This is a genomic window from Streptomyces alfalfae, from assembly GCF_004127445.1.
Taxonomy (GTDB): domain Bacteria; phylum Actinomycetota; class Actinomycetes; order Streptomycetales; family Streptomycetaceae; genus Streptomyces; species Streptomyces alfalfae.
The window spans coordinates 18,271-44,742 of record NZ_QEXM01000051.1 but is presented as its reverse complement, the minus strand read 5'-3'; the positions used below and the strand labels follow the sequence as shown (position 1 = coordinate 44,742).

23 protein-coding genes are annotated in these 26,472 nt (G+C 73.5%); 15 read left to right on the top strand and 8 right to left on the bottom strand.

The genetic code is table 11. From position 1 onward, the window contains the following. Positions 1–13: 13 nt before the first annotated feature. Both pspAA and DCW30_RS32200 read right to left on the bottom strand, forming a co-directional pair. On the bottom strand, positions 14–292 hold the full coding sequence (pspAA, locus tag DCW30_RS32205) for a PspA-associated protein PspAA (RefSeq protein ID WP_076686691.1): 279 nt from the start codon (positions 290–292) through the stop codon (positions 14–16). A gap of 46 nt (positions 293–338) precedes the next feature. Further along, positions 339–1,139, bottom strand: coding sequence for a PspA/IM30 family protein (locus DCW30_RS32200; RefSeq protein WP_076686690.1), 801 nt, complete (start codon positions 1,137–1,139; stop codon positions 339–341). 267 nt (positions 1,140–1,406) lie between these two features. On the opposite strand from DCW30_RS32200, the gene DCW30_RS32195 reads away from it, so the two are divergent. Both DCW30_RS32195 and DCW30_RS32190 read left to right on the top strand, forming a co-directional pair. Further along, the gene (locus DCW30_RS32195; RefSeq protein WP_076686689.1) at positions 1,407–2,033 is read left to right on the top strand and encodes a DUF3043 domain-containing protein; all 627 of its coding nucleotides are present in this window, start codon (positions 1,407–1,409) and stop codon (positions 2,031–2,033) included. Positions 2,034–2,107: 74 nt separating this feature from the next. Further along, a complete protein-coding gene (locus DCW30_RS32190; protein ID WP_076686688.1) occupies positions 2,108–2,815 on the top strand; it encodes a class I SAM-dependent methyltransferase in 708 nt (235 codons plus the stop codon). Positions 2,816–2,879: 64 nt separating this feature from the next. Here DCW30_RS32190 and DCW30_RS32185 read toward each other — a convergent pair whose 3' ends face one another. Next, the gene (locus tag DCW30_RS32185; protein WP_076686687.1) at positions 2,880–3,116 is read right to left on the bottom strand and encodes a hypothetical protein; all 237 of its coding nucleotides are present in this window, start codon (positions 3,114–3,116) and stop codon (positions 2,880–2,882) included. Positions 3,117–3,217: 101 nt separating this feature from the next. Here DCW30_RS32185 and DCW30_RS32180 point away from each other — a divergent pair, with 101 nt between their 5' ends. Beyond that, on the top strand, positions 3,218–4,426 hold the full coding sequence (locus DCW30_RS32180) for a bifunctional adenosylcobinamide kinase/adenosylcobinamide-phosphate guanylyltransferase (RefSeq protein ID WP_076686686.1): 1,209 nt from the start codon (positions 3,218–3,220) through the stop codon (positions 4,424–4,426). Between the two features lie 26 nt (positions 4,427–4,452). Here DCW30_RS32180 and DCW30_RS32175 read toward each other — a convergent pair whose 3' ends face one another. Further along, positions 4,453–5,529: a class I SAM-dependent methyltransferase gene (locus tag DCW30_RS32175; RefSeq protein ID WP_076686685.1), complete on the bottom strand. Its 1,077-nt coding sequence runs from the start codon at positions 5,527–5,529 to the stop codon at positions 4,453–4,455. A 225-nt stretch (positions 5,530–5,754) separates the two neighbouring features. On the opposite strand from DCW30_RS32175, the gene cobT reads away from it, so the two are divergent. The 3 genes from cobT to DCW30_RS37120 all read left to right on the top strand — a co-directional run bounded on the left by cobT (position 5,755) and on the right by DCW30_RS37120 (position 9,539). Next, positions 5,755–6,903, top strand: a complete 1,149-nt coding sequence (gene cobT, locus DCW30_RS32170; RefSeq protein WP_076686684.1) for a nicotinate-nucleotide--dimethylbenzimidazole phosphoribosyltransferase — start codon at positions 5,755–5,757, stop codon at positions 6,901–6,903. A 96-nt stretch (positions 6,904–6,999) separates the two neighbouring features. Beyond that, a complete protein-coding gene (locus DCW30_RS32165; RefSeq protein ID WP_076686683.1) occupies positions 7,000–8,781 on the top strand; it encodes a phosphatidylglycerol lysyltransferase domain-containing protein in 1,782 nt (593 codons plus the stop codon). A 41-nt stretch (positions 8,782–8,822) separates the two neighbouring features. Next, complete coding sequence (locus tag DCW30_RS37120; RefSeq protein WP_205576623.1) at positions 8,823–9,539, top strand: MDR/zinc-dependent alcohol dehydrogenase-like family protein; 717 nt, start codon at positions 8,823–8,825, stop codon at positions 9,537–9,539. On the opposite strand, the gene DCW30_RS32155 is transcribed toward DCW30_RS37120, so the two are convergent. Beyond that, entirely contained in the window at positions 9,461–10,243 is a 783-nt protein-coding gene (locus DCW30_RS32155; RefSeq protein ID WP_076689415.1) for a hypothetical protein, read from the bottom strand. The genes DCW30_RS37120 and DCW30_RS32155 overlap by 79 nt on opposite strands. A gap of 87 nt (positions 10,244–10,330) precedes the next feature. Here DCW30_RS32155 and DCW30_RS32150 point away from each other — a divergent pair, with 87 nt between their 5' ends. The 7 genes from DCW30_RS32150 (at position 10,331) to DCW30_RS32120 (ending at position 21,889) form a co-directional block, all read left to right on the top strand. Then, positions 10,331–11,113 (top strand): adenosylcobinamide-GDP ribazoletransferase, encoded by a 783-nt coding sequence (locus tag DCW30_RS32150; protein WP_076686682.1) that lies wholly within the window; start codon positions 10,331–10,333, stop codon positions 11,111–11,113. A 145-nt stretch (positions 11,114–11,258) separates the two neighbouring features. Then, positions 11,259–12,803, top strand: coding sequence for a leucyl aminopeptidase (locus tag DCW30_RS32145; RefSeq protein ID WP_076686681.1), 1,545 nt, complete (start codon positions 11,259–11,261; stop codon positions 12,801–12,803). Positions 12,804–13,112: 309 nt separating this feature from the next. Beyond that, positions 13,113–14,501 (top strand): dihydrolipoyl dehydrogenase, encoded by a 1,389-nt coding sequence (lpdA, locus tag DCW30_RS32140; RefSeq protein WP_055528395.1) that lies wholly within the window; start codon positions 13,113–13,115, stop codon positions 14,499–14,501. A 109-nt stretch (positions 14,502–14,610) separates the two neighbouring features. Next, positions 14,611–16,425: a 2-oxoglutarate dehydrogenase, E2 component, dihydrolipoamide succinyltransferase gene (gene sucB / locus DCW30_RS32135; RefSeq protein ID WP_076686680.1), complete on the top strand. Its 1,815-nt coding sequence runs from the start codon at positions 14,611–14,613 to the stop codon at positions 16,423–16,425. Between the two features lie 139 nt (positions 16,426–16,564). Next, positions 16,565–17,188, top strand: coding sequence for a GntR family transcriptional regulator (locus tag DCW30_RS32130; RefSeq protein ID WP_062780997.1), 624 nt, complete (start codon positions 16,565–16,567; stop codon positions 17,186–17,188). 304 nt (positions 17,189–17,492) lie between these two features. Further along, positions 17,493–20,198 carry a pyruvate dehydrogenase (acetyl-transferring), homodimeric type gene (aceE, locus tag DCW30_RS32125; protein WP_076686679.1) on the top strand — a complete coding sequence of 902 codons (2,706 nt, stop codon included), beginning with the start codon at positions 17,493–17,495 and terminating at the stop codon, positions 20,196–20,198. A gap of 713 nt (positions 20,199–20,911) precedes the next feature. Continuing rightward, a complete protein-coding gene (locus DCW30_RS32120) occupies positions 20,912–21,889 on the top strand; it encodes a helix-turn-helix transcriptional regulator (protein WP_076686678.1) in 978 nt (325 codons plus the stop codon). Positions 21,890–21,942: 53 nt separating this feature from the next. On the opposite strand, the gene DCW30_RS32115 is transcribed toward DCW30_RS32120, so the two are convergent. After that, positions 21,943–22,866 (bottom strand): SDR family oxidoreductase, encoded by a 924-nt coding sequence (locus tag DCW30_RS32115; RefSeq protein WP_062780124.1) that lies wholly within the window; start codon positions 22,864–22,866, stop codon positions 21,943–21,945. Positions 22,867–23,000: 134 nt separating this feature from the next. Between DCW30_RS32115 and DCW30_RS32110 the strand changes: the two genes are divergently transcribed. Beyond that, entirely contained in the window at positions 23,001–23,522 is a 522-nt protein-coding gene (locus tag DCW30_RS32110) for a DUF4240 domain-containing protein (protein WP_062780125.1), read from the top strand. A 55-nt stretch (positions 23,523–23,577) separates the two neighbouring features. Here the strand turns inward: DCW30_RS32110 and DCW30_RS32105 are convergent, their stop codons facing one another. Together DCW30_RS32105 and DCW30_RS32100 are read right to left on the bottom strand one after the other, a co-directional pair. Next, positions 23,578–24,693 (bottom strand): PP2C family protein-serine/threonine phosphatase, encoded by a 1,116-nt coding sequence (locus DCW30_RS32105; RefSeq protein WP_103557502.1) that lies wholly within the window; start codon positions 24,691–24,693, stop codon positions 23,578–23,580. 105 nt (positions 24,694–24,798) lie between these two features. Continuing rightward, positions 24,799–25,287, bottom strand: coding sequence for a GNAT family N-acetyltransferase (locus DCW30_RS32100; RefSeq protein WP_076686677.1), 489 nt, complete (start codon positions 25,285–25,287; stop codon positions 24,799–24,801). Positions 25,288–25,448: 161 nt separating this feature from the next. Between DCW30_RS32100 and DCW30_RS32095 the strand changes: the two genes are divergently transcribed. Beyond that, positions 25,449–26,354, top strand: coding sequence for a TIGR01777 family oxidoreductase (locus DCW30_RS32095; protein ID WP_076686676.1), 906 nt, complete (start codon positions 25,449–25,451; stop codon positions 26,352–26,354). Positions 26,355–26,472: the final 118 nt, after the last annotated feature.

Sequence of the window (26,472 nt, the reverse complement as noted above, 5' to 3'; positions counted from 1 at the left end):
TCCCGGCCGGAGCTCAGCCGGGGATCAGGCCGTCGTCCGAGAGCATGTCCCTGACCTCGTCCAGCGTGGCGTCCGGCGCCGGGAGGATCAGCTCCGAGGGTTCGAGCGCGTCGTCGGGGAGGGGCGTGCCGAGCTCCCGGACCTTGTCCAGGAGCGCGAGCAGTGTGGCACGGAAGCCGGGGCCGTCGCCGCTCTCCATCTCTTCGAGCAGCTCGTCGTCCAGCTTGTTCAGTTCGGCGAAGTGGCTGTCGGCCAGCTTCACCTGCCCCTCCCCCATGATCCGTACGATCATGTCGTCCTCCTCGGACGTGAGCGATGCCTGCGGGTTCCCGCCGGGGCTACTGCTTGTCGAAGCGGTGAGGGGTGTCCTGCGGCTGCTGCTGGGCGCCCGCCTGGCCGACGCCGCCCTCGATGGCCTGCTGGCCACTGGAGGAGCCCCCGGCCAGCTCCGCCTTCATGCGCTGCAGTTCCAGCTCTACATCAGTACCACCGGAGAGGCGATCCAGCTCGGACTGGATGTCGTCCTTGGCGAGCCCGGAGGAGTCGTCGAGGGCGCCGGAGGCGAGCAGTTCGTCGATCGCGCCGGCCCGCGCCTGGAGCTGCGCGGTCTTGTCCTCGGCGCGCTGGATCGCCATGCCGACGTCGCCCATCTCCTCGGAGATGCCGGAGAAGGCCTCGCCGATGCGGGTCTGCGCCTGGGCCGCGGTGTAGGTCGCCTTGATCGTCTCCTTCTTCGTGCGGAAGGCGTCGACCTTGGCCTGGAGGCGCTGGGCCGCGAGGGTGAGCTTCTCCTCCTCGCCCTGGAGCGTCTGGTGCTGCGTCTCCAGGTCGGTGACCTGCTGCTGGAGCGCGGCCCTGCGCGAGAGCGCCTCGCGGGCCAGGTCCTCGCGGCCGAGGGCGAGGGCCTTGCGGCCCTGGTCCTCAAGGGTGGAGGACTGCTTGTTGAGCTGGGCGAGCTGCAGTTCGAGGCGCTTGCGGGAGGTCGCCACGTCGGCGACTCCGCGGCGCACCTTCTGCAGCAGCTCCAACTGCTTCTGGTAGGAGTAATCGAGGGTTTCGCGCGGGTCCTCGGCCCGGTCAAGGGCCTTGTTCGCCTTCGCGCGGAAGATCATTCCCATACGCTTCATGACACCGCTCATGGGCTTCGCGCGCCCCCTTCTGACGGACTTCCAGCTCCAGGTACTGCTCAGAACCCACAGTACGGGCCCTGCATCCATTACCGCACTGTTCGCGTGCGGATGCGCTCATCCCCAAGGACGACTGCGTGCGGCGCCGCTCCGGCGTAAGGAGTAGGTGCACCCCTGGTAACGGTCACGAGGCGGCTGGATACCGCCTGCTACGTCCCGATAGCCACGTAAATCAAGACGCGCGGCGTTGCCGGATCGTTCCCCGTCCCGCTGGGGTCCATGCCGTCGCACCCCGTACCCTTGGATTTTGTGTTCCGTAGCCGATCCAAGGAAGAGAAGGCCCCGGCCGCCCAGGCGCCGGTGACCGACTCCAAGTTGCCCCGTGACCCGCAGGCCCCCAAGGGCCGCCCCACCCCCAAGCGCGCCATGGCGCAGTCGCAGCGCCGCAGCGTGACCAATACGCCGACGACGCGCAAGGAGGCGGCGAAGCGGCAGCGCGACGAGCGCCGTGCGCAGATGGCGAAGCAGCGCGAGGCGCTGGCCAGCGGTGACGAGCGGTTCCTGCCCGCGCGTGACAAGGGTCCCGTGCGCAAGTTCGCGCGTGACTTCGTCGACTCGCGCTTCTGCGTCGCCGAGTTCTTCCTGCCGCTCGCGGTGATCATCCTCGTCCTGAGCATGGTCCGCGTGCCCCAGCTGCAGAACATCGCGCTGCTGCTCTGGCTCGTCGTGATCGTGCTGATCGTGCTCGACTCGGTCGCCACCGCGTTCCGTCTGAAGAAGCGCCTGAACGAGCGCTTCCCCGGCGAGAGCAAGAAGGGCGCGGTCGCCTACGCGCTGATGCGCACCCTCCAGATGCGGCGTCTGCGGCTGCCGAAGCCGCAGGTCAAGCGCGGAGAGCGGCCCTGAGCGGATTCACCGGCAAAGCCGCCGCCTGGCTGCAGGGCCTGGGCGGGCCGCGCAATGCCATACGTCAGGAGCTGGTGGCCCGGCAGCTCGACGAGCAGATCGTCGCGCGCTACCCCGTGGGGCAGCGGCTGCGGGTGCTCGACGTCGGGATGGGCCAGGGCACGCAGGCCCTGCGGCTCGCCCGCGCCGGGCACAACGTCACGGGCGTCGAGCAGGACGCCGAGATGATCGCCGCCGCGCGCGAGGCGCTCTCCCGGGAGCCCGAGGGCATCCAGAGCCGGGTGCGGATCGTCCAGGGTGACGGTCACCAGACCGGTGTGCACTTCCTGCCGGGCAGCTTCGACATCGTGCTCTGCCACGGCGTCCTGATGTACGTGGAGGAGCCCGACGCCCTGCTCGCCGGGCTCGCCCGGATGCTGGCCCCCGGCGGGCTGCTCTCCCTGCTCGTGCGGAACGCGGAGGCGCTGGCCATGCGGCCGGGGCTCAGCGGGGACTGGCAGGGCGCCATCGACGCCTTCGACTCCGACACGTACCGCAACCGCATCGGCGTCGACGCGCGGGCCGACCGGCTCGACGCCCTCTCCGCGACGCTGGCGGGGATCGCCGCGCCGCTCCAGGCCTGGTACGGCGTGCGGGTCTTCACGGACACCCTGCGGGACGGCGAGCCGCTGCCCGCGGAGTGGGACTTCGACGCGCTGCTCACCGCCGAGGAGCGCGCGGGGCGCACCGACCCCTACCGCCGGGTCGCGGCGCTGCTGCATCTGTGCGGGGTGCGGGACTGACGTCCCCGGGAACGCGAGGGGCGGCGGCCGTGGTCACGGCCGCCGCCCCTCGCGTTCCCGCCGGTTACGCCTGCGCCTCTTCGGACGCCTCCGCCGCGTCCGCGTGCAGACTCATCGGGCCGTAGATCTTGGTGGCGTCCTCGAAGAGGGTCACCTGGTCGGCGCCGCCCTCGGCGAGCGCCTTCCAGTACTCACCGACCCAGGACTCGGCGTCGCCCTGTGTGGTGAACTCCTCGGGCTGCACCGCGGGCCGGACCTCCGTCCCGTCCGCCTTCTCGAACCGCCACGTCCATGCCGCCATGTCAGCCTCCCGAAGGTTCCTCGGCGGCCTGGGGACCGCCCGAATCCGCCTGAAGCCTAGCCGGGCGCGCGGCCCGGGACCCGACGCGGGAGGATCTTCGTGTGGAACTGACTCTGCTCGGCACCGGCGCCCCCGAAGGACTGCCCCTCCCCGGCTGCTCCTGCGCGGTCTGCGCGACCTCGCTCGGCGGCGCGGCGCGGGCCGCCACCGCGCTGCTCGTGGACGGCGTCCTGCTGCTCGACCTCACCCCCGGCGCGGCCTTCGCCGCCGCCCGCGCGGGGCACTCGCTCGGCGGGGTCCGGCAGGTCCTGCTCTCCCACCCGCACGACGGGCCCGCCGTCGACGTCCCCGTGGGTCTCCCCCAGCCGGGGCGGGTCGCCGACGGCAGGGAGCTCGCGCTGCTCACCGGCCACCGGGTGCGCGCGGTGGCGATGGACGCGCCCGGCTCGGGCTACGAGGTGACCGGGCCCGACGGGCAGCGGCTGCTGTATCTGCCGCCGGGCGGGGCGCCCGCCGGGTTCGGCGAGGGGAACGGCGGGCGCACCCCGTACGAGCTGGTCGTCGCCGACGTGGTCGGGCGGCCCGACGGGATCGCCCGGCTGCGCGCGGTGGGCGCGGTGGGGCCGACCACCGACGTGGTCGCCGTGCACATCGGCCACGGCGTGCCGCGGGGCCGTGAGCTGACGCGCCGTCTCGCGGCGGCGGGCGCGCGGGCCGTGCCGGACGGGACGACACTCGCCGTCGGCGCCTACGAGGAGGTGCCGGACGTGCCGCGCCGCACCCTCGTGCTCGGCGGCGCCCGCTCGGGCAAGTCGGTGGAGGCCGAGCGGCGCCTGGAGAGCTTCCCCGACGTGCTGTACGTGGCGACGGGCGGGACCAGGAGGGACGACGCCGAGTGGGCGGAGCGGGTGAGCCTGCACCGCGAGCGGCGCCCCGCGTCGTGGCGGACCGAGGAGACCTGCGATCTCGGACCGCTGCTCGAACAGGACGGGCCGCCCCTGCTCATCGACTGCCTGTCGCTCTGGCTGACCCACGTCATGGACGAGGTCGGCGCGTGGGACGACGCGGAGTGGTCCGGCGGCGGCGAGCGCGAGCTGCGGAGGCGGGTCGCCGCCCTCGCGGCGGCGGTGCGCGGCACGCGGCGCACGGTGGTCGCCGTGTCGAACGAGGTCGGCTCCGGCATCGTCCCCGCGACCGCGTCGGGCCGCCGCTACCGCGACGAGCTGGGGCGGCTGAACACCGCGTTCGCCGCCGAGTGCGAGCACGTGCTGCTCGTCGTCGCGGGTCTGGCGACGCCGCTGCGCGGCTGATCCGGCCGGGGTGGCGGCGCGGGCGTTCAGCCCGCGTCGCGGCGGGCGATGACCCGGTAGGCGTTGCCGAAGCCGGTGCGGGTGAGCAGGGGCGACAGGAGCCGGTCCAGGGCGTGGGCGAGGGCGAGCGGCGGCACGGAGGCCCACCAGCCGGCCCGCCGCAGCCCGCGCCGGAGCAGGGGCGCGGGTCGGGCGCGCCAGGGGACGTCGCCCTGGGGCAGGCGGCCGTTGACGACGAGCGCGAGGGCCCCGGTCAGGTCGGCCGGGACGTGGGGGGTGCGGCGGTCGACGGCGACCACCGTGAAGCCGAGCCTCGTCAGCTCCGCGCGCAGGCCGGCGAGCGGCATGAGGTGCAGGTGCCGTGGCTGGGCGTAGCAGGGCCACCACTTGCCGAGGAGCCGCGCGAAGCGGCACTCGGGGTCGGTGGCCTCGATCATCAGGTGGCCGCCGGGACGCAGGGCGAGCCGCGCGGCCTTCAGCTCCTCGCGGGGGTCGGGGCTGCCCGCGAGGTGGTGGAACATGCTCACCGCGTCGTAGCGCCCCGCCAGGCGGTGCGCGAGCGCGGGGAAGCTGCCCCGGTGCCCCTCCTCGACGCGGCCGCTCCGTACGGCCTCCTCGACGCCGCGCCCCTGGTCGAGGCCGTCGAAGGCCGTGTACGGCAGGACGCGCCGGGCCAGGTCGGGGAAGCGGGCGGCGCCGGTGCCGACGTCGAGCCAGCACTCGGGCTCGTCGAGGGCGCGCAGGGCCAGGGCCCTGGCGAGGTGGCGCCGGTCGCCGGGGCGAGTGCCGAGCAGCCGGTCGGCGAGCGGGCCGCCGAGGCCCTGGTGGGCGCCGTACAGGTGCGGGTCCCCGCGGTAGAAGTCCCGGCCCTCGGGGGTCAGGCGGGGGTTTTGGAACAGGTGCGCGCAGGCGGCGCACTGGTCGAGCGTGAAGGTGCCGGGCTTGCGCTGGAGCAGGTCGGTGGAGCGCAGCAGGACCCGCAGCCGCGGGGAGCCGCACCAGGGGCAGTCGGCGCGGCGCGGCTCGTGGAACCGGCCGGGGCCCTGGGCGAGCGCGGCGAGGCAGGCGGAGCGCCGGTCGGCGGCGGTCGGGGCGACGTCCATGGTCGTGGCTCCTGGGGTGGGCGGCACCGGACGTATGGCGATACGGCAATCCGGCACAAAAGGAACGTAAGGGATGGGTCGCGGCCGGGCAATGACGTCACGCGTCCGTGGCGTCACGAGCCGTGACGGCGCGTCGGGCGGGGCCGCCGGCCGCGTGTTCGCGAGGGGTGCGGACGCCGGGCCCTTTCGGGCGGCGGCACCGGCCCTGCCGGTACTGTTCGGCGAATGAGCTCGCTGAATCTCGACGACTTCACCGACCTGATCGAGCGCCCCGACGGCGGGGTGCGCCGCGACGCCGAGGAGCGCAGGGAGCGCCAGGGGCTGCCGCCCGGCGCCCTCGGCCGCCTCGACGAGCTGGGCGAGTGGCTGTCGGCGGCCCAGTCCGCGGTGCCGGTCAAAACCGTCGACCGGCCCCGCGTGGTCCTCTTCGCCGGCGACCACGGGGTCGCGGAGCTCGGCGTGTCGGCGCGGCCCGCGGGGAGCGCCGCCGCCCTGGTGCGCGCGGTGCTCGCGGGCGAGAGCCCGGCGGCGGTGCTCGCCCGCCGCCAAGAGGTGCCGGTCCGCGTCGTCGACATGGCGCTGGACTGCGACCCCGCCGAGCTGCCCGAGGAGGTCGCCGGCCACCGGGTGCGGCGCGGTTCGGGGCGTATCGACGTCGAGGACGCGCTGACTGCCGAGGAGGCCGAGCGGGCCGTGCGGGCGGGCATGGCCGTGGCCGACGAGGAGGCCGACTCCGGCACCGACCTGGTCGTCCTCGGGGACATCAGCGTGGGCGGCACGACGCCCGCGGCCACGCTGATCGCCGCGCTCTGCGGCACCGACGCGTCCGTGGTGACCGGGCGGGGCGGCGAGGCCATCGACGACCTGGCGTGGATGCGCAAGTGCGCGGCGGTGCGCGACGCGCTGCGGCGGGCACGTCCCGTCCTCGGCGACCAGCTGGAACTGCTCGCCGCGGTGGGCGGCGCCGATCTGGCCGCGATGACCGGCTTCCTGCTGCAGTGCGCGGTGCGGCGCACGCCGGTGATCCTCGACGGCGTCGTGGCGTCGGCGGCGGCGCTGGTCGCCCAGCGGGTCGCCTTCCGGTCGCCGGACTGGTGGCTCGCGGGGCACGACAGCGGGGAGCCCGCCCAGGCCAAGGCGCTGGACCGGATGGCGCTCGAACCGCTCCTGGCCCACGGCGTCAAGGTCGGCGAGGGCGTCGGCGGCCTGCTCGCACTGCCCCTGGTGCGGGCCGCGGCGGCCCTGTCGGCGGAGCTCCCCGAGCGGAAGCCGGCCGAGGACGCCCCGGCGCAGGCGGGCCTGTCGGAGGGCGACCCGGCCGAGGACGCCCCGGCCGCCGATGAGGGCCTGCCGTCCGGCGCGGACCGGCCGTAGGCGTCAGGCGCGCCCGTAGCGGCGGCAGGAGGTCCAAGGAGTCCCGCTCTCGCCCCATATGATCCCTTTTCATGGGTTTCATGGGAGATGAGCGGCATGGGAGATGACCAGGCGGCCACCGGGCGGCGGCCACGCACCGTCACACAGCGCCGGGCCGCCGGTTTCACCGTCTGGTACCTCCGCGCCGTCACGTTCGTCAACTTCCTGAGCGCGGTGTGGGTCTCCCTCGGGCAGGACCTGCGGCAGCACAACACGGAGAACTACTTCACCCCGTACCTGCTGACCGCGGGCTTCGCCTCCGGGGCGTTCACGCTGTTCCTGGCGATCACCATGCGGCGCCGCAAGCGCGCCGCGTGGATCCTCAACCTCGTCCTCAGCGGCCTCTTCCTGCTGCTCTTCGCCTTCGCGATGCTCTTCCCCGAGATCCGGGCGCACGCGCAGAACTGGATCTCGCTCGTCCTGACCGCCGCCTTCGTGGCCGCGCTGCTCCTCGGACGCCGCGAGTTCTACGCGAAGGGCGACCGCGCCAACCCTGCGCTGGCCTCGGTCGTCGCGGTCGGCGGGCTCCTGGTGACCTCGCTGCTCGCGACGCTGCTCGTCACCGCCACCAACCGCGCGCACGACGGCCACCGCTCGTCCTTCCTCGACCGCTGGCGCTACGGCACCATGCGCCTGGTCTCGCTCGCCGCCGACGACGAGCGCTTCGCGGGCATCACCACGCCGGGCTGGGCCAACGTCTGCGTCAACATCCTGAGCACCCTGCTGCTCTGCGCCGTCCTGTACGCGGCGTTCCGCTCCCGCCGGGCCGTCGACCCGCTCACCGAGGACGACGAGGAGCGGCTGCGCGCCCTGCTGGCCCGGCACGGCGAGCGCGACTCCCTCGGCTACTTCGCGCTGCGCCGCGAGAAGAGCGTCGTGTGGTCGCCGACCGGCAAGGCGGCCGTCGCCTACCGCGTCGTCGGCGGCGTCTCGCTGGCCTCGGGCGACCCCATCGGCGATCCGGAGGCCTGGCCCGGCGCGATCGAGCCGTGGCTCGCCGAGGCCCGCGAGCACGGCTGGCTGCCCGCCGTGATGGGCGCGAGCGAGGAGGCGGGCACCGTCTACGCGCGGCACGGCCTCGACGCCCTCGAACTGGGGGACGAGGCGATCGTCTGCACGGCCGCGCGGGGCGGGGCCCCGCAGGAGCACTTCACCCTGGAGGGACGGGCCATGCGCACCGTCCGGCAGGCGTACAACCGCGTGCGGCGCGCGGGCTACCAGGTGCGCGTCCGGCGGCACGAGGACATCCCGGCCGACGAGATGGCGTACCTCGTCGAACGCGCCGACGACTGGCGTGACGGCGCCACCGAGCGCGGCTTCTCCATGGCGCTCGGACGGCTCGGCGACCCGGCCGACGGGCGGTGCGTGATGGTCGAGTGCACGGACGCGGACGGCGTGCTGCGGGCGGTGCTCTCCTTCGTGCCCTGGGGGCCGCACGGGCTCTCCCTGGACCTGATGCGCCGCGCCAGGGACTCCGGGAACGGCCTGATGGAGTTCATGGTCATCGAACTCCTCCAGCGCGCCCCGGAGATCGGGATCACGCAGGTCTCACTCAACTTCGCGATGTTCAGATCCGTCTTCGAACGTGGTTCCCGGCTCGGTGCGGGACCGGTCCTGCGCCTGTGGCGGTCGCTGCTCGGCTTCTTCTCGCGGTGGTGGCAGATCGAGTCCCTGTACCGCGCCAACGCCAAGTACCGGCCCATCTGGGAACCCCGCTTCCTCCTCTTCGAGAAGAGCGGCGACCTGCCGCGCATCGGCATCGCCGCCGCCCGCGCGGAGGGGTTCCTCGAAGCGCCGGGGCCGGCGAGGGGGGTCCCCCTCGTCCGGGCGCAGCCGTGAACCCGGTGGCGGCCGCACCGCACGCATCTGGAGTCGAGACGATGAACGCCCTGGCCCGCTACGCCCGCGCCGAGTGGGGGCCGCTCGTCTCCACCCTCCGGGACGCGCTCGCCGCCCGGCGCCTGCGGGCCGTGCCCCTGACCCTCACCGCGGTCTGCCTCACCGCGCTCCTGCAGTACGCGCAGAACCGGCCCTGGGGCTACCAGTTCGTGCAGGACATCGGCTCGGTGCGCGCCGAGGACCCGCTGTGGCTCGCGCTCCTGCGCACCCCGCTCTCCCTCTTCGTGCCCGCGCTCGACCTGCCGGTGTGGGGCGCCCTCGTGCAGATCCTGCTCGTCCTCGGCGTCTCCGAGATCTGCCTCGGCCGCCGGCGCACGCTCCTCGTCGGGTACGCCGCCACCCTCGCCGGCACGCTCTACGCGCGCGTGGGCATCGCCCTCGGCCCCGGCCACCCGCTCGGGCTCCCCGGCTCCGACGCGCACGTCGTGGACACCGGTCCTTCGGCCGCCGTCGTCGGCCTCGCCGTGTACGTGTGCTGGCGGTACGGGGCGTACGTCACGGCGGCCCTGGTGACCGCCCTGATGGGCGTCGAGCTGGCCGTCAAGGACAACCTCGCGGGCAAGGAGCACCTGGCGGCGATCGCGGCCGTCCTCGTGCTCTGCGCGCTCCGCCCACCGCGTCACCGGCGCCGCGGCGGCGGGCGCTCCGGGCCCGGCGGGGACCCCGCGTCGGGCGAGAAGCCGCCGATCCAGTCCTGAACCCTGCGGCGCGGGCCCGCCCAGCGGCGGTCGTGCCGGAAGGCCCGCAGCGCCGCACGCGCGCGTGCCCGGTGCCGGCGGCGGTAGAACCGCCGCGCCCACGCCGACCCGGGCCGGGCGAGACGGACCGCGCCGATCAGCGCGACGAGCGGGACGACCGTGCCGATCAGGGCGGTCCGCAGCTTGCCCTTGAGGAGCGCGATCAGCGCGAAGGCGCAGTTCACGCCGGTGTTCAGCGCCAGCAGGGCCCGGTCGTGCCGCTCGTCGGGCGCCAGGTCGTCGACGCCGAGCGGTGAGAAGCCGGTGAGGACGAGCAGGACCAGGGCGGCCGTGAGCATGACGACCTCCACGCTCTTGCGGCCCTGCTCGCTCCAGTACACGTCGTCGAGGTAGAGGATCAGCGCGAACTCGTCGAGCACGAGCCCGGCGCCCACGCCGAAGATCACGGCGGCGTACGCGGACCCGGCGCCGTGCCGCCCCGCGCCCACCGCCCAGAACCCGCCGACCAGCATCAGGAAGACGCCGGGGACGACGTGGTGGACGTGCACGGAGCCCGTGCTGATGTCCCGGAACGGCCCCTTGCCCGCCCGGATGAGCCGCGTGACGGTCCGGGTGACCAGGAACGCCCCCACGAACGAGACCAGCGCGAGCAGCAGCGGCAGCTTCCCCGGCTCGACGACGTTCCGGTACCACCAGTCGCTCACGCGGCCCACCAGACGCTCATACGGCCATCCTCCGGCCCCGTCGGGCGGCCCGCAGGCCGGGCGGACCCATCGGGGTAGCCTTCGCCGGTGTCACGAACCTCCCCCGCCGACGGCATACGCTTCGCCTTCGGCACTCTCACCGCGCTCCCCGTCGAGGTCACCCGCTGGGACCGCGAAGCCGCCCGCAGCGGCATGCAGTGCGCTCCCCTCGCGGGCCTGGTGGTCGGCCTCTGCGCGGCGGGCGTCGGCGGCGCCCTGACGGCGCTCGGCTCCGGCCCGCTCCTGGCCGCCGTCGCGACCGCCGCCACCCCCGCGGCCCTGACCCGGGGCCTCCATCTCGACGGACTCGCGGACACCGCCGACGGCCTCGGCAGCGCGAAGCCCGCCGAGGACGCGCTGCGGATCATGAAGCAGTCCGACATCGGCCCCTTCGGCGTCATCACCCTGCTCCTGGTGCTGCTCGCCCAGGTCGCCGTCCTCTTCCAGCTCTACGACGCGTCGTGGACCCGCGGCGCCGTCGCCGCCGTCGTCTCGGCCACCGCGGCCCGCCTCGCCCTCACCCTGGCCGCCCGCGCCGGGGTGCCGCCGGCCCGCCCCGAGGGGCTCGGCGCCGCCGTCGCCGGGGTGGTGCCGCGCGGCGCGGCGCTGCTCGTGGCCGCGGCCGTCGTGTGCGGGGCGGCGGCGCTCGGGGCGCTGGAGGGCCCGCACGGCATCGCGCGGGCGGCGGTCGCCGTCGGCGTCGCCGCGCTGGCCGCCGAACTGCTCCTGCGCCACTGCGTACGACGCTTCGGCGGCGTCACCGGAGACGTCTTCGGCGGCCTCGCGGAGGCGGCCGCCACGGCCGCCCTCGTGGTGCTCGCGCTCGGCTGACGCCCCGTCGGACGGGGCTCCGGAGCGCCCGACAGCGTGCCGAATACACACAGTGATGCGCACCGCAGCGTTCACGGGCGTAGGCTCGCGACGGGCTCACCACCCCACAGCCCGTCGAAACTCACCGAAAGAGGACCTCACCACCGTGACTGCTCTGACTCTCAGCACCGCCGCCGCGCCCGGCCTGCGTGCCGACGCGATCGTCGTCGGTGTCGCCAAGGGCTCGGGTTCCAAGGGGGCCCTGGTCGTCGCGCCCGGCGCCGAGTCCGTGGACAAGGCGTACGACGGCAAGCTCGCGTCCGTCCTGGAGACCCTCGGCGCCACGGGCGGCGAGGGCGAGGTGACGAAGCTGCCCGCCCCCTCCGGCTTCAAGGCGCCGGTCGTCGTCGCGGTCGGCCTCGGCGAGGTCCCGGAGAAGGACGAGACGTACGGCGCCGACGCCCTGCGCCGCGCCGCCGGTGTCGCCGCGCGCGCCCTGACCGGTTCGAAGAAGGCCGCGTTCGCGCTGCCCGTCGAGGACGCCGAGGACATCGGCGCCCTGGCGGAGGGCGCGCTGCTCGGCGCCTACTCCTTCACCGCGTACAAGGACGCCGGCGAGACCAAGGGCAAGAAGAACGGCAAGGACGCCAAGGCGCCGCTCGCCGAGATCGCCCTGCTCGGCGGCAAGCCGCGCGACAAGGCCTACAAGGCCGAGCTGGAGCGCGCCGTCGCGGTCGCCGAGGAGCTCAACCGCGCCCGTGACCTCGTCAACACCCCGCCGAACGACCTCGACCCCGAGGCCTTCGCCGCCGTCGCCACCGCGGCCGCCAAGGAGCACGGCATCAAGGTCCAGGTGCTCGACGAGAAGGCGCTCACCAAGGGCGGCTACGGCGGCATCCTCGGCGTCGGCGCGGGCTCGGAGGCCCCGCCGCGCCTGGTGAAGCTCTCGTACACCCACTCCAAGGCCAAGAAGCACCTCGCCTTCGTCGGCAAGGGCATCACGTACGACTCGGGCGGCATCTCGCTGAAGCCCGCCGGCCACAACGAGACCATGAAGTGCGACATGGCCGGCGCCGCGGCCGTCTTCGCCGCCGTGGTCGCCGCCGCGCGCCTCGGCCTGGAGGTGAACGTCACCGGCTGGCTGGCGCTCGCCGAGAACATGCCGTCCGGCTCCGCGACCCGCCCCGGCGACGTCCTGCGGATGTACAGCGGCAAGACCGTCGAGGTCCTGAACACCGACGCCGAGGGCCGGCTCGTCCTCGCCGACGCCATCGCCAAGGCCTCCGAGGAGCAGCCCGACGCGATCGTCGACGTGGCGACCCTGACCGGCGCCATGATGGTGGCGCTCGGCAACCGCACCTTCGGCATCATGTCCAACGACGACGCCTTCCGTACGTCGGTCCACGAGATCGCCGAGGAGGTCGGCGAGGCGTCGTGGCCGATGCCGCTCCTCGCCGACCTGCGCAAGGGCATGGACTCGCCGACCGCCGACATCGCCAACATCGGCGACCGGATGGGCGGCGGCCTGGTCGCGGGCCTCTTCCTCCAGGAGTTCGTGGGCGAGGGCATCGTCTGGGCCCACCTCGACGTCGCGGGCCCGGCCTTCCACGAGGGCGCGCCGTACGGCTACACCCCCAAGGGCGGCACCGGCAGCGCGGTCCGCACCCTGGTCCGCCTCGCCGAGCGCACCGCCGCGGGCGACCTGGGCTGAGCGGGACACACCCGACGCGGGCCCCGGACGTGCGTCGTCCGGGGCCCCGTTCTTCGCACGCGCGCGATTTCGCCCTCGACGAAATCCGCATGTCCGTCCGTGTGAACGGGGCCGCCGACGGGGCAGTGGGGTGTCTCACAGCCCGGCCCGGCGTCCCGTCCCGCGCCGACAAGTGCGAAGATGGGTTCCCGGCAGGACAGGGCCCCCACCACAGGGCCGAAACAAGAGCGGCCGAATACCAGCCGACCGACCGGTCGTCCCCCGCGAAAAGGGGTCCGGCGTACGGCGCACATGCATGGAGGACGTGACGTGGCGAACGACGCCAGCACCGTTTTCGACCTAGTGATCCTCGGCGGCGGTAGCGGCGGTTACGCCGCGGCGCTGCGCGGAGCGCAGCTGGGCCTGGACGTCGCCCTGATCGAGAAGAACAAGCTCGGCGGCACCTGCCTGCACAACGGCTGCATCCCCACGAAGGCGCTGCTGCACGCCGGCGAGATCGCCGACCAGGCGCGCGAGGCCGACCAGTTCGGCGTGAAGGCCACCTTCGAGGGCATCGACATGGCGGCCGTCCACAAGTACAAGGACGACGTGATCTCGGGCCTGTACAAGGGCCTGCAGGGGCTCGTCGCCTCCCGCAAGGTGACGTACATCGAGGGCGAGGGCAAGCTCTCGTCGCCGACCTCCGTGGACGTGAACGGGCAGCGCGTCCAGGGCCGCCACGTCCTGCTGGCGACCGGCTCCGTGCCGAAGTCGCTCCCGGGCCTGGAGATCGACGGCAACCGCATCATCTCCTCGGACCACGGCCTGACCCTGGACCGGGTGCCGAAGTCCGCGATCATCCTGGGCGGCGGCGTCATCGGCGTCGAGTTCGCCTCGGCGTGGAAGTCCTTCGGGGCCGACGTCACGGTCATCGAGGGCCTCAAGCACCTCGTGCCCGTGGAGGACGAGAACAGCTCCAAGCTTCTTGAGCGCGCGTTCCGCAAGCGCGGCATCAAGTTCAACCTCGGCACGTTCTTCGAGAAGGCCGAGTACACGCAGGACGGCGTCCGCGTGACCCTCGCCGACGGCAAGACCTTCGAGGCCGAGGTCCTCCTGGTCGCCATCGGCCGCGGCCCGGTCTCCCAGGGCCTCGGGTACGAGGAGCAGGGCGTCGCCATGGACCGCGGCTACGTCCTGGTCGACGAGTACATGCAGACCAACGTCCCGACCATCTCGGCCGTGGGTGACCTGGTCCCGACCCTCCAGCTCGCGCACGTCGGCTTCGCCGAGGGCATGCTGGTGGCGGAGCGTCTGGCCGGTCTCAAGCCCGTCCCGGTCGACTACGACGGCGTGCCCCGGGTGACGTACTGCCACCCCGAGGTCGCCTCCGTCGGCATCACCGAGGCCAAGGCCAAGGAGATCTACGGCGCCGACAAGGTCGTCGCCCTCAAGTACAACCTCGCGGGCAACGGCAAGAGCAAGATCCTCAAGACCGCGGGCGAGATCAAGCTCGTCCAGGTCAAGGACGGTGCCGTGGTGGGCGTCCACATGGTGGGCGACCGCATGGGCGAGCAGGTCGGCGAGGCGCAGCTGATCTACAACTGGGAAGCGCTGCCGGCCGAGGTCGCCCAGCTCATCCACGCCCACCCCACGCAGAACGAGGCGCTCGGCGAGGCCCACCTGGCCCTGGCGGGCAAGCCGCTGCACTCCCACGACTGACCTGCGGTCAGCGGGCGCGACGAGACGACGACCAGACTTCCTTCCCCGGGCTCTCGGCTACGGTTCGAGCGGGGGAGGCCCCAATCTTTTGTAAGGAGCAACTGAAACCATGGCGGTTTCCGTATCCCTTCCGGCGCTCGGCGAGAGCGTCACCGAGGGCACTGTCACCCGTTGGCTGAAGGCCGAAGGCGAGCGCGTCGAGGCCGACGAGCCGCTGCTCGAGGTCTCGACCGACAAGGTCGACACCGAGATCCCCTCCCCGGCCGCGGGCATCCTGGCCTCGATCAAGGTCGCCGAGGACGAGACCGTCGAGGTCGGCGCCGAGCTGGCCGTCATCGACGACGGTTCCGGCGACGCGGGCGGCTCGGCCGCCCCGGCGCAGGCCGAGGCCCCGGCCGCCCCCGCGCAGGAGGAGGCCCCGGCCGCTCCCGCGCAGGAGGAGGCCCCCAAGCAGGAAGCCCCGCAGCAGGAGGCGCCCGCGCCGTCCGGCGGCGCCGCCGAGGGCACCGAGGTCACCCTGCCCGCGCTCGGTGAGTCCGTCACCGAGGGCACCGTCACCCGCTGGCTGAAGGAGGTCGGCGAGGAGGTCGCGGCCGACGAGCCCCTCCTTGAGGTCTCGACGGACAAGGTCGACACCGAGATCCCCTCGCCGGTCGCGGGCGTCCTGCTCGAGATCGTCGTGGCCGAGGACGAGTCCGCCGAGGTCGGCGCCAAGCTCGCCGTCATCGGCGCGCCCGGCGCCGCCCCGGCCCCGGCCAAGGAGGAGGCCCCGGCCGCCCCCGCGCAGCAGGAGGCCCCCCAGCAGGAGGCCCCGAAGCAGGAGGCTCCGGCCCCGGCCCAGCCCGCCGCTCCGGCTGCCGCCCCCGCCGCTCCGGCCGCGCCCGCCGCTGCCGCCCCGGCTCCGGCCCGGCCCGCGGCCCCGGCCCAGACCGCGGCTCCGGCTCCGGCGCAGCCCGCTGCCGCCGCGCCCGCCGCCCCGGCCCAGGCCACCCCGGCCGACGACGGCGCCTACGTCACCCCGCTGGTGCGCAAGCTGGCCTCCGAGAACGGCGTGAACCTCTCCGAGGTCACCGGTTCCGGTGTCGGCGGCCGTATCCGCAAGCAGGACGTCATCGCCGCCGCCGAGGCCAAGAAGGCCGCTCCGGCCCCGGCCGCCGCCTCTCCGGCCGCGCCCAAGGCTCCGGCCCTGGAGGCCTCCCCGCTGCGCGGTCAGACCGTCAAGATGACCCGGATGCGCAAGGTCATCGGCGACAACATGATGAAGGCCCTGCACTCGCAGGCCCAGCTGACCTCGGTCGTCGAGGTCGACATCACCAAGCTGATGAAGCTGCGCGCCAAGGCCAAGGACGCCTTCGCCGCCCGTGAGGGCGTCAAGCTCTCCCCGATGCCGTTCTTCGTCAAGGCCGCCGCCCAGGCGCTGAAGGCCCACCCGGTCATCAACGCCCGGATCAACGACGACGAAGGCACCATCACCTACTTCGACGCGGAGAACATCGGCATCGCCGTGGACGCCGAGAAGGGGCTGATGACGCCGGTCATCAAGGGCGCGGGCGACCTGAACATCGCCGGCATCTCCAAGAAGACCGCCGAGCTGGCCGGCAAGGCCCGTGGCGGTGGCCTCACCCCGGACGACATGTCCGGCGCCACCTTCACGATCTCCAACACCGGTTCGCGCGGCGCCCTGTTCGACACGGTCATCGTGCCGCCGAACCAGGCCGCCATCCTCGGCATCGGCGCCACCGTCAAGCGCCCGGTCGTCATCAACCACCCCGACCTCGGCGAGACCATCGCGGTGCGTGACATGACCTACCTGTCGCTCTCCTACGACCACCGTCTGGTGGACGGCGCCGACGCCGCCCGCTACCTGACCGCGGTCAAGGCGATCCTGGAGGCCGGCGAGTTCGAGGTCGAACTCGGCCTGTAGCGCCGCCGCGCGAGGCGTTGTAAGACTCGTCTCATCAGCGCGTACGCCCCCGTCCGGACTCTTCCGGGCGGGGGCGCAGCCGTATTGTCTAGGGGTCACACGCCCTTGGGGTCCCGATGCCCCCGCCGGAGGAGCCCACATGACCGCGCCCGTTGTCCACTCGCTGCGCGACCAGATCCGCGAGCACATCGTGGAGGGGATCGTCAGCGGGCGCTGGAAGCCGGGCGAGCGCATCGTGGAGCGCCGTATCGCCGTGGAGCTGGAGGTCTCGCAGACCCCGGTGCGCGAGGCGCTGCGCGAGCTGGAGACGCTGCGGCTCATCGAGTCCGCGCCCAACAAGGGCGTACGGGTGCGGAATCTGACCGCGGCCGACCTGGAGGAGAGCTACCCGGTCAGGGCGGGCCTGGAGGCGATCGCCGCCGAGCTGGCTGCCGAGCGCCTCGCCGAGGACTGCTCGGCCCTGGAGCCGCACGTGGCGGCCCTGTACGAGGCCGACCGCGCCGCCGACGGCACCGGACAGGTGCGGCACACGGTCGCCTTCCACCGCGAGCTGGTGCGGGCGGCGAACAACTCGGTGCTGCTGCACACCTGGGAGGGCCTCGGCATCGAGGTCTTCACCGCGCTCTCCATCCGCTGGCTCGGCACGGTCCAGCAGTCCTACGCGGAGGAGCACGAGGCCCTGGTCTCGGCCTTCCGGGAGCGCGATCCCGCCATCGCGGAGCTGGTGAAGGCCCACGTCCTCGGCTGCGCGCCGCGCGCCTGATCTCCGACTCCGCCGGGCGCCCGGGGCCCCCGCAGGCCGCTCATGATCCCCGTAGGCCGCTCATACGCGCTCCCACCTGCGCGAATCCTTCAAATCGAAGGCACCCGGTGCCCACTTTCATGGCACCGAATGCCTACTTTCTTCATCTGAAGAGATTTTGCCGTTCAAGCTTTGATCGATCATCGATCACGGGATTACAGTCGACGACGGGCTCTGACCCGAGCCTCACGCCCTGTCCTGCCAGACACGGCACCCCCACCCCTTACCGAACAGGGGACCCCCTCCGACTCAGGAAGGCGGCGCAATGACCGACCCCTCCGCAATCCAGCCGAGCGAGCTCGACCAGCTCCCGGACCGCGACCCCGAGGAGACCGCCGAATGGCAGGCCTCCCTGGACGCCGTTACCCAGGCGGCCGGGCCGCACCGTGCCGCGTACCTGATGCGCCGCACGCTGGAGCGTGCCGAGGGCGCGGGCCTGGCGCTGCCCAAGCTCCTCGAAACGGACTACGTCAACACCATCCCCACCTCCGCGGAGCCGGCTGTCGACGGTGACGAGGAGATGGAGCGGAAGATCACCGCGTGGAACCGCTGGAACGCGGCCGCGATGGTCACCCGCGGCTCCAAGCACGGCGTCGGCGGCCACATCGCCACCTTCGCCTCCGCCGCCTGGCTCTACGAGACGGGCTTCAACCACTTCTTCAAGGGCAAGGAAGCCCAGGACGCCCCCGGCTCCGGCGACCAGCTCTACATCCAGGGCCACGCCTCCCCCGGCATCTACGCCCGCGCCTTCCTCGACGGCCGTCTGAACGAGACGCAGCTCGACAACTTCCGGCAGGAGGCGGGCGGCAACGGCCTGCCGTCCTACCCGCACCCGCGCCGCCTGCCCTGGCTGTGGGAGTTCCCGACGGTCTCCATGGGCCTCGGCCCGCTGTCGGCGATCTACCAGGCGCGCTTCAACCGCTACCTCACCAACCGCGGCATCAAGGACGTCTCCGCCTCGCACGTGTGGGCGTTCCTCGGTGACGGCGAGATGGACGAGCCCGAGTCGACGGCGGCCCTCGCACTGGCCGCGCGTGAGGGTCTGGACAACCTCACCTACGTCATCAACTGCAACCTGCAGCGCCTCGACGGCCCGGTCCGCGCCAACTTCCGCGTGGTGCAGGAGCTGGAGGCCCAGTTCCGCGGCGCCGGCTGGAACGTCATCAAGGTCCTGTGGGGCAACGCCTGGGACGAGCTGTTCCGGCTCGACACCACGGGCGCCCTGGTCCGCCGCCTCCGCGAGGTGCCGGACGCGCAGTTCCAGACGTACGCGACGCGCGACGCCGCCTACATCCGCGAGCACTTCTTCGGCTCCGAGCCCTCGCTCGTCGAGCTGGGCAAGCTGCTCAGCGACGACAAGATCAGCGAGTGCTTCCACCTCTCGCGCGGCGGCCACGAGGCCCGCAAGGTCTACGCGGCCTACCGTGCGGCGCTCACCCACAAGGGCGCGCCGACCGTGATCCTCGCGCAGACCGTCAAGGGCTTCACCCTCGGCAAGGGCTTCGCGTCCAAGAACGCCAACCACCAGATGAAGAAGCTGTCGGTGGACGAGTTCAAGGACATGCGGGACCTGCTCGGCCTGCCGATCCCGGACAGCGCGTTCGTCGACGGCCAGGTGCCCTACGGCCACCCCGGCGCCGACTCCCCCGAGGTCCGCTACCTCCAGGAGCGCCGCGCGGCCCTCGGCGGCCCGGCCCCGGCCCGCCGCACGCAGCCGCTGGCCCCGCTGCCCGCCCCGGCCGACAAGGCGTTCGCGTCCTTCGACAAGGGCTCGGGCTCGCAGTCGATCGCCACGACCATGGCGTTCGTACGCCTGGTCAAGGACCTCGTACGCGACAAGGAGTCCGGCAAGCGCTGGGTGCCGATCGTCCCCGACGAGGCGCGCACCTTCGGCATGGAGAGCCTCTTCCCGTCCCTCGGCATCTACTCGCCGAAGGGCCAGACGTACGAGCCGGTCGACCGCGACCAGCTGATGTACTACAAGGAGGCCAAGGACGGCCAGATCCTCAACGAGGGGATCACCGAGGCCGGTTCCATGGCGGACTTCATCGCCGCGTCGACGTCGTACGCGACGCACGGCGAAGTGATGATCCCGTTCTACATCTTCTACTCGATGTTCGGCTGGCAGCGCACCGCCGACCAGATGTGGCAGCTCGGCGACCAGCTCGGCCGCGGCTTCCTCGTCGGCGCCACGGCCGGCCGTACGACGCTGACGGGCGAGGGCCTGCAGCACGCCGACGGCCACTCGCCGGTGATCGCCGCGACGAACCCGGCGGCGCTCTCCTACGACCCGGCGTTCGCGTACGAGGTCGCCGCGATCGTCAAGGACGGTCTGCGCCGGATGTACGGCGAGGCGGCTCCGGGCGAGGACCAGAACGTCTTCTACTACCTCACCGTCTACAACGAGCCCATGCCGCAGCCCGCGAAGCCCGCGGGAGTCGACGAGGGCATCGTGCGCGGCCTCTACCGCTTCAACACGGCGGAGTCCGCGGGCCTGTCCCCCGCCGCCGACGCCGCGCGCGTCCAGCTCCTCGGCTCCGGCACGGCCATCCACTGGACCCTGGCCGCGCAGAAGATGCTGGCCGAGGAGTGGGGCGTGGCCGCGGACGTGTGGTCCGCCACCTCCTGGACCGAGCTGCGCCGCGACGCCCTGGAGGCGGACGAGGCACTGCTGCGCGGCGAGGAGCGCACGCCGTACGTCCGCCAGGCCCTCGAAGGCGCGCAGGGCCCGGTCCTCGCCGTCTCCGACTACATGCGCCAGGTCCCGGACCAGATCGCCCAGTGGGTCGAGCAGGACTACTCCTCGCTCGGCGCGGACGGCTTCGGCCTCTCCGACACGCGTGACGCGGCGCGGCGCCACTTCGGCGTCGACGCGGAGTCGATCGTGGTGGCGGCCCTGGCCCAGCTGGCGCGGCGCGGCGAGGTGCCGGCGTCCGCGGTGAAGGAGGCTCGGGCGAAGTACGGGCTGTAGCCCGCGACCCCCGGCCGCTCTCCCCAGCCCCCGCTCCGTCCGCCGCGGAGCGGGGGCTCGCGGTTTTTTCCCCCCGCTGGGGCGGGGCGTCCGGTTCGGCCACCGCGCGGCTCCGCGTCGCGCGGCTGTCCCCCACCCCCGCCGCCCGTGCACCCCGCGTCCGGGGCTGAACGGACGGGTGAGCGCCCAGGGTCCATCACGCCCCTCTGGCCCTGGCGAGGGGCTGCGACGCCACCGGCCTGGCGGCTGTTCCGCCCGGAGAACCCGTGCCCCCTCGGCCTCGGCGCACTGTCCCGCCGCTTCGCGGCGGATGCTCCCCACCCACCCGTTCACCCCGCATCCGGGCCCGAACGAACGGGCGGAGGGGGTGGAGGCCCACTGCGGGGCAACGGGCGGGCGGGCGGGAGAGCTACGCCGCGAAGCGGCGGCACGAGGGCGAACGCACCCGCAGACAACGACCGGGTTACCCAGAGGCCACACCACAGAGCAACGGGCGGGCGGGTGGGAGACGCTCGCCGCGAAGCGGCGGCACGAAGGCGAACGCACCCGCAGACAACGACCGGCTGCCCGGAGCCGTCCAGGCAGGCCGATCGGGGGCGACCGGAGCCGCGGGCCGACGGCCCGGGAAGCGAGGCCCCGCGGAGCGGGAGCAACCCCGCGGCCCGGGAAGTGCGAGCCCCCCGCAGTGGGGGGACCGGCGGCATCATGGGGGCATGCGCGCTGCCCGCCTCATCAAAATGGTGCTGCTCCTCCAGGCAAGGCCCTCCATGACCGCCGCCGAGCTGGCCACGGAGCTGGAAGTCTCCGAGCGGACCATCACCCGCGACGCCCAGGCCCTCTCGGAGGCCGGCGTCCCCGTCTACGCCGACCGGGGCCGCACCGGCGGCTACCGCCTCATCGGCGGCTACCGCACCCGCCTGACCGGCCTCGGCCGCAGCGAGGCGGAGGCCCTGTTCCTCTCCGGGGTCCCGGGCGCCCTGCGTGAGATGGGCCTGGAGGACGCCGCCTCGGCGGCCCGCCTGAAGGTCTCGGCCGCGCTCATGCCGTCCCTCAAGGACGCCCCGCGAAGCGCCGCGCAACGCTTCCATCTGGACGCCCCCGGCTGGTTCAAGGAGATCCCCGCCCCCCGGCTGCTGCCGGTCATCGCCGACGCGGTGTGGGACGACCGCCGGGTGACCGCCCGCTACCTGCGCCAGGAGACCGAGGTGGAGCGGGAGTTGGAACCGTACGGCCTGGTGCTCAAGGCGGGTGTCTGGTACCTCTGCGCCCGCGTGCCCGACCACGGCACGCACCGCGTCTACCGCGTCGACAGGTTCACCGGCCTCATCTCCGGCGCCGAACGCTTCGTACGCGACGAGGGGTTCGACCTGCCGGCCTTCTGGGAGGAGCGGGCGGCCGAGTTCGCGCGGGCGATCCTGCGCTCCGAGGCCGTCGTGCGGCTCACGGAGGCGGGCGTGCGGCAGCTCCCGTACGCCATGGACCGCTCGGTCGTGGACGAGGCGATGGCGTCGGCGGGCGCCCCGGACGCGACGGGCCGGGTGACGGTCACCCTGCCCGTCGAGAACGAGGACGTGGCCTACACCCAGCTCATGGCGCTCGGCCCGGAGGCGGAGGTGGTGGAACCCGCCGCCCTGCGCGAACGGTTCGCGTCCGCGGCGGCCCGCTCGGCCGAGCTGTACCGGCAGGGCTGAGCGGACCCCCCGTGCCCCTCGCGGACCGAAACCCCCCTCTCACCGCTCGCCACTCACCGGTACCCCGTGACATCCGCCTCCGGGCTCTCCTGGTCGACCTCCAGGAGGTACCGCCACGCGTCCGGCGCCGAGCCGTCGACGTCCGTGAACCCGTACTCCTTGGCGAGCCCGCCGCTGGAGAGCGAGGCGCCGTTCCAGCGCGCCACGTCCGGGTCGGCGGCCAGCGCGGCGAGGGCGCGCCCGATGAACGTCGGCGTCTCCGAGATCGCGAAGTGCGGATCCTGCTCGCACCCCGCACGCCAGTTCTCCTCGGAGACCTTGAAGTACGTGTCGAGCATGGCTTCGGAGCGCAGCCAGCCGGGGGTCAGGCAGACGGCCGTGCAGCCGTACTCCGCCAGTTCCTCGGCGAGCCCGCGCGCCATCCGCAGCGGGGCGGCCTTGGCGAGGTCGTAGTAGAAGGGCTTGCGGTAGCGCCGGTTGTACTCCTCGGTGCCGTCGGTGACCTCGACGACCAGGCCGCCGCGGTTCCTGATCAGCAGCGGCAGCGCGTACCGGCTGGTGATGATGTGGGACTCGACCCCGAGGCGCAGGACCCGCAGCCCGTTGCCGAGGTCGTGCTCCCACATCTTCTTGTCCCACTCGACGAAGGTGTCGCCGCCCCAGAGGTCGTTGACGAGGATGTCCAGGCGGCCCCGTTCGCGGTCGATGCGTTCCACCAGCGCCCGGACCTGTTCCGGTTCCAGGTGGTCGGTCGGTACGGCGATGCCCTCGCCGCCCGCCTCGTCCACGCGTTCCGCGGTCCCCTCGATGGTCTCCTTGTCCCGTCCCACCTCGCTGACGTGCTCACGGGTGGTCCTTCCCGTCACGTACACGGTCGCTCCGGCGCGGCCGAGCTCCACGGCCATCGCGCGTCCCGCGCCGCGGGTGGCGCCCGCCACGAGGGCGGTCTTTCCGGTCAGGGGTCGTGTTGTCTCCATGTCCTTGACGCTTCCACCAAAAGCCGACACCTCCTGTCGGTTTTTCCCAGGGCATGTGCACGCATAACGAGACAGCCGCATTCCGCCGTACTCCGCGTGCGCCCGCACCCCCCAGGGCCGATGCTGGACGCGTGATGGACGAGACGGAGTTCTGGGAGATCGTGGACAGTACCCGCGAGGCCGCCGGCGGCGACCCCGAGGACCACGCGGAGCTGCTCGTCGAGCGTCTGGTGGGTTCCGACCCGGACGCCGTGCTCGACTTCGCCCGTCACTTCGAGGCCCGCTACAACCGCGCCTACCGCTGGGATCTGTGGGGCGCCGCCTGGGTGCTGCTCGGCGGCGCGAGCGACGACGCCTTCGACTACTTCCGCTGCTGGCTGATCGGCCAGGGCCGGGCGGTCTACGAGGGCGCGGTGCACGACCCGGACGACTTGGCCGACCTCCTGGACGACTTCGACGAGGACCTCGACGGCGACGGCGAGGAGCTCGGCTACGCCGCCGACGAGGCGTACGAGCAGCTCACCGGCCTCGTCGCCCCCGATCTCGGCATCCAGCCCGCACCACCTGAGCCTTCGGGCGCCCCGATCGACTTCGAGGACGACGCGGTGATGGCGCGGCACTACCCGAAGCTGTGGGACCGCTTCATGTCCGAGTGACGCCCCCCGCCCCCACACCCTCATCCCGGCCCCGCGGCCCCGTCCCCGCGGGCTGCTACCGCCTCTCGGGCGCGAACACCATCATCGTCACGTCGTCCCGTACGGCCCCCGCGTGCCGCAGGACGTCCGACCAGACCTGTTCCGTGAGCGCGGGCGGGTCGTCGACGACCGCAGGGTCCGCCTCGATCATGGCGGAGAGCCGTTCGAGGAGCGGGTAGAAGGCGCCGGTCGCGTCCCTGGCCTCGCAGACGCCGTCGGTCAGGGCCAGCAGCCGGTCGCCGGGGAACAGCGGCACCGTCAGCCGTTCGGGCGGGGCGGTCCCCGCGATGCCGAGGCCGAGCGGCGGCCCCGACGCCACCGACAGTTCGGTGACGTCGGGCCCGCGCAGGAGCAGCGGGGCCGGGTGGCCGCACGAGAGGACGTGGACGACGTCGGAGCCGTCGGGGAACTCCAGGAACACTGCCGTCGCGAACAGCTCGGTGTGCTCCTCGTCCGCCGAGTCGACGACGAGCCTGCGGTCGAGGCGGGCGGCGACGCCCTCCAGCTCGGCCATGTCGATGACCGCCTCGCGGAAGGCGCCGAGCAGCGCGGCGACCGTGCCGACGGCGGCGAGCCCGTGGCCCTGGACGTCGCCGACCAGGGCGCGTACGCCGTGCGCCGAGACACGTACGTCGAAGAAGTCGCCGCCGACCAGGGACTCGCGCTGCGCCGCCTGGTACAGGCCCGCGCACCGCACCCGGCCGACGCGGTCGGGCAGCGGCGGGAGCACCGCGAGCTGGGCCGCCTCGGCGACCGTGCTGACCATGACGAGCTGGCGTTCGCGGCGGCCCCGGACCCAGGCGAAGAGCACGCTGAGCAGGGCGATGAAGGTGATCGTCAGCTGGTCGCCGCTGCCCGGGTGGCCGAGCCCCAGGCCGGGCAGGGTGAGCAGCAGCAGGACGAGGCCGCCGAGCAGGGCGGTGGCGGTGGGCCCGTAGGACAGGGCGGCGAGCGGTGTGACGGCGGCGACCAGGAAGATCAGGTCCGGCGTCTGCGGCGTGAGCGTCTGGATGAGGACGACCGCCGCGAGGAGCAGCGGCGGCGGCCACCGCACCCAGGGCGGGGGCGGCGTGCCGCGCAGCAGCCAGTCGCGCTGGTCCGCGTCGCGCCGTCTCGCCGCAGCCCTGATCATCCCTACACGCTCCTACGCGCGCCGGGGCACCGCACGCCGGGCCGGTCCGTCGGGTGTCCCGCGCGGCCGGAGGAAGGAGCCGGAGGGAGCGTTCGGCAGGAGCGGTCAGAGGGAGCGGCCCATGAGGACGTCGTCGACGTACTCGCCTTCGAGCAGGAATTCGCCGGGCAGCACGCCCTCGATCACGAAGCCCTCCGACTCGTAGAGCCTGCGGGCCGGCGTGTTGTGCCCGAGGACGCGCAGGGTGATGCGCCGGGCGCGCTGCCTGCGTGCCTCGTCCAGGGTGGCGCGCATCATGCGCCGGCCGACGCCCCGGCCGCGCGCCTCCTCGGCGACCAGGAAGCCCTGGATCTGGCGGACGTGCGCGTTGGAGAACAGCGGCGTGGGCAGGCCGAGCTTCACGTAGCCGACGAGCTGCCCGTCGAGTTCGGCCACGAGATGGTCGTGGGGGCCGAAACGGTCGTTGAAGAAGGGGTCGTAGGGCGGCTCCGGGCGGGGCAGGACCGCGTGCAGCGGGGACCAGGCGGCCCGGTCGAGGCGGGCGAGGGCGGCGTCGTCGTCGAGCAGGGCGGTGCGTATGTGCAACTCCGGCATGGCGCCACTGTACGGCGGTCGCGCCGCGCCCCACCCGCGGTCATCCGACCTGTCCCCTTCCCGTCTCCCCCGTGCCGGGTTCCTTTCGCCGTCGGTGCCGTCCGTACCCTGCGCGCCCGCCCTGCCGGGTTCCTTCCGGGCTTTTCGGACAGGATGGAGCCATGGAAACCACACGGTCCCGCGTCGCCGTCTCCGGCGCCTCCGGTCTCATCGGCACGGCGCTCACCCGCTCCCTCACCGCGGACGGCCACGAGGTGGTCCGCCTGGTGCGCAGAGCGCCCCGCGGCCCCGGCGAGGTGCGCTGGGACCCCGCGGGCGGCCGCGTCGACACGGCGGGGCTCGCGGGCTGCACGGCGATCGTCAACCTCGCGGGCGCCGGGATCGGCGACCACCGGTGGACGGCGGCCTACAAGCGGGAGCTGCGCGACAGCAGGGTCCTCGGCACCTCCGCGCTCGCCGCGGCGGCGGCCTCGCTCGACGAACCGCCCCGGGTGTTCCTCAACGCCGGGGCGATCGGCTACTACGGGGACACCGGCACGCGTGCGGTGGACGAGACCGCCCCCGCCGGCACGGGGTTCCTGCCGGCCCTCTGCGTGGAGTGGGAGGAGGCCACGGCGGCCGTGCGGGAGGCGGGCATCCGTACGGTCATCGCCCGCAACGGCCTGGTCGTGGCCCGCCAGGGCGGCGCCTGGGCGCGTCTCTTCCCGCTCTTCAAGGCGGGCCTCGGCGGGCGTCTGGGCAACGGCAGGCAGTACTGGAGCTACATCTCCCTGCACGACGAGGTGGCCGCCCTGCGGCATCTCCTCGCCACCGAGACCCTGTCGGGCCCGGTCAACCTCACCGCCCCCGAGCCGCTGACCAACGGCGAGATCACCGCCGCGATGGGCCGGGTGCTGCGCCGCCCCACGCTCCTTCCCGCGCCCGCTCCCGCGCTGCGCGTGGCGCTCGGCGAGATGGCGGGCGACGTGCTGGGCAGCCAGCGCGTCCGGCCGGCCCGCCTCCTGGAGTCGGGCTTCGCGTTCACGTATCCGGGCATCGAGGAGACGCTGCGGGCGGCGCTGGCGTAGCCGGGGGGCGGACGGCGTCGGGCGGTCCGCCGGGGCGTGCGACCCGCGTGCGACCGTGCCCGGTCCGTGCGCGACTGGACCGGCGTGCGGGCGCTCCTACGCTTGATCCGAACCCCTG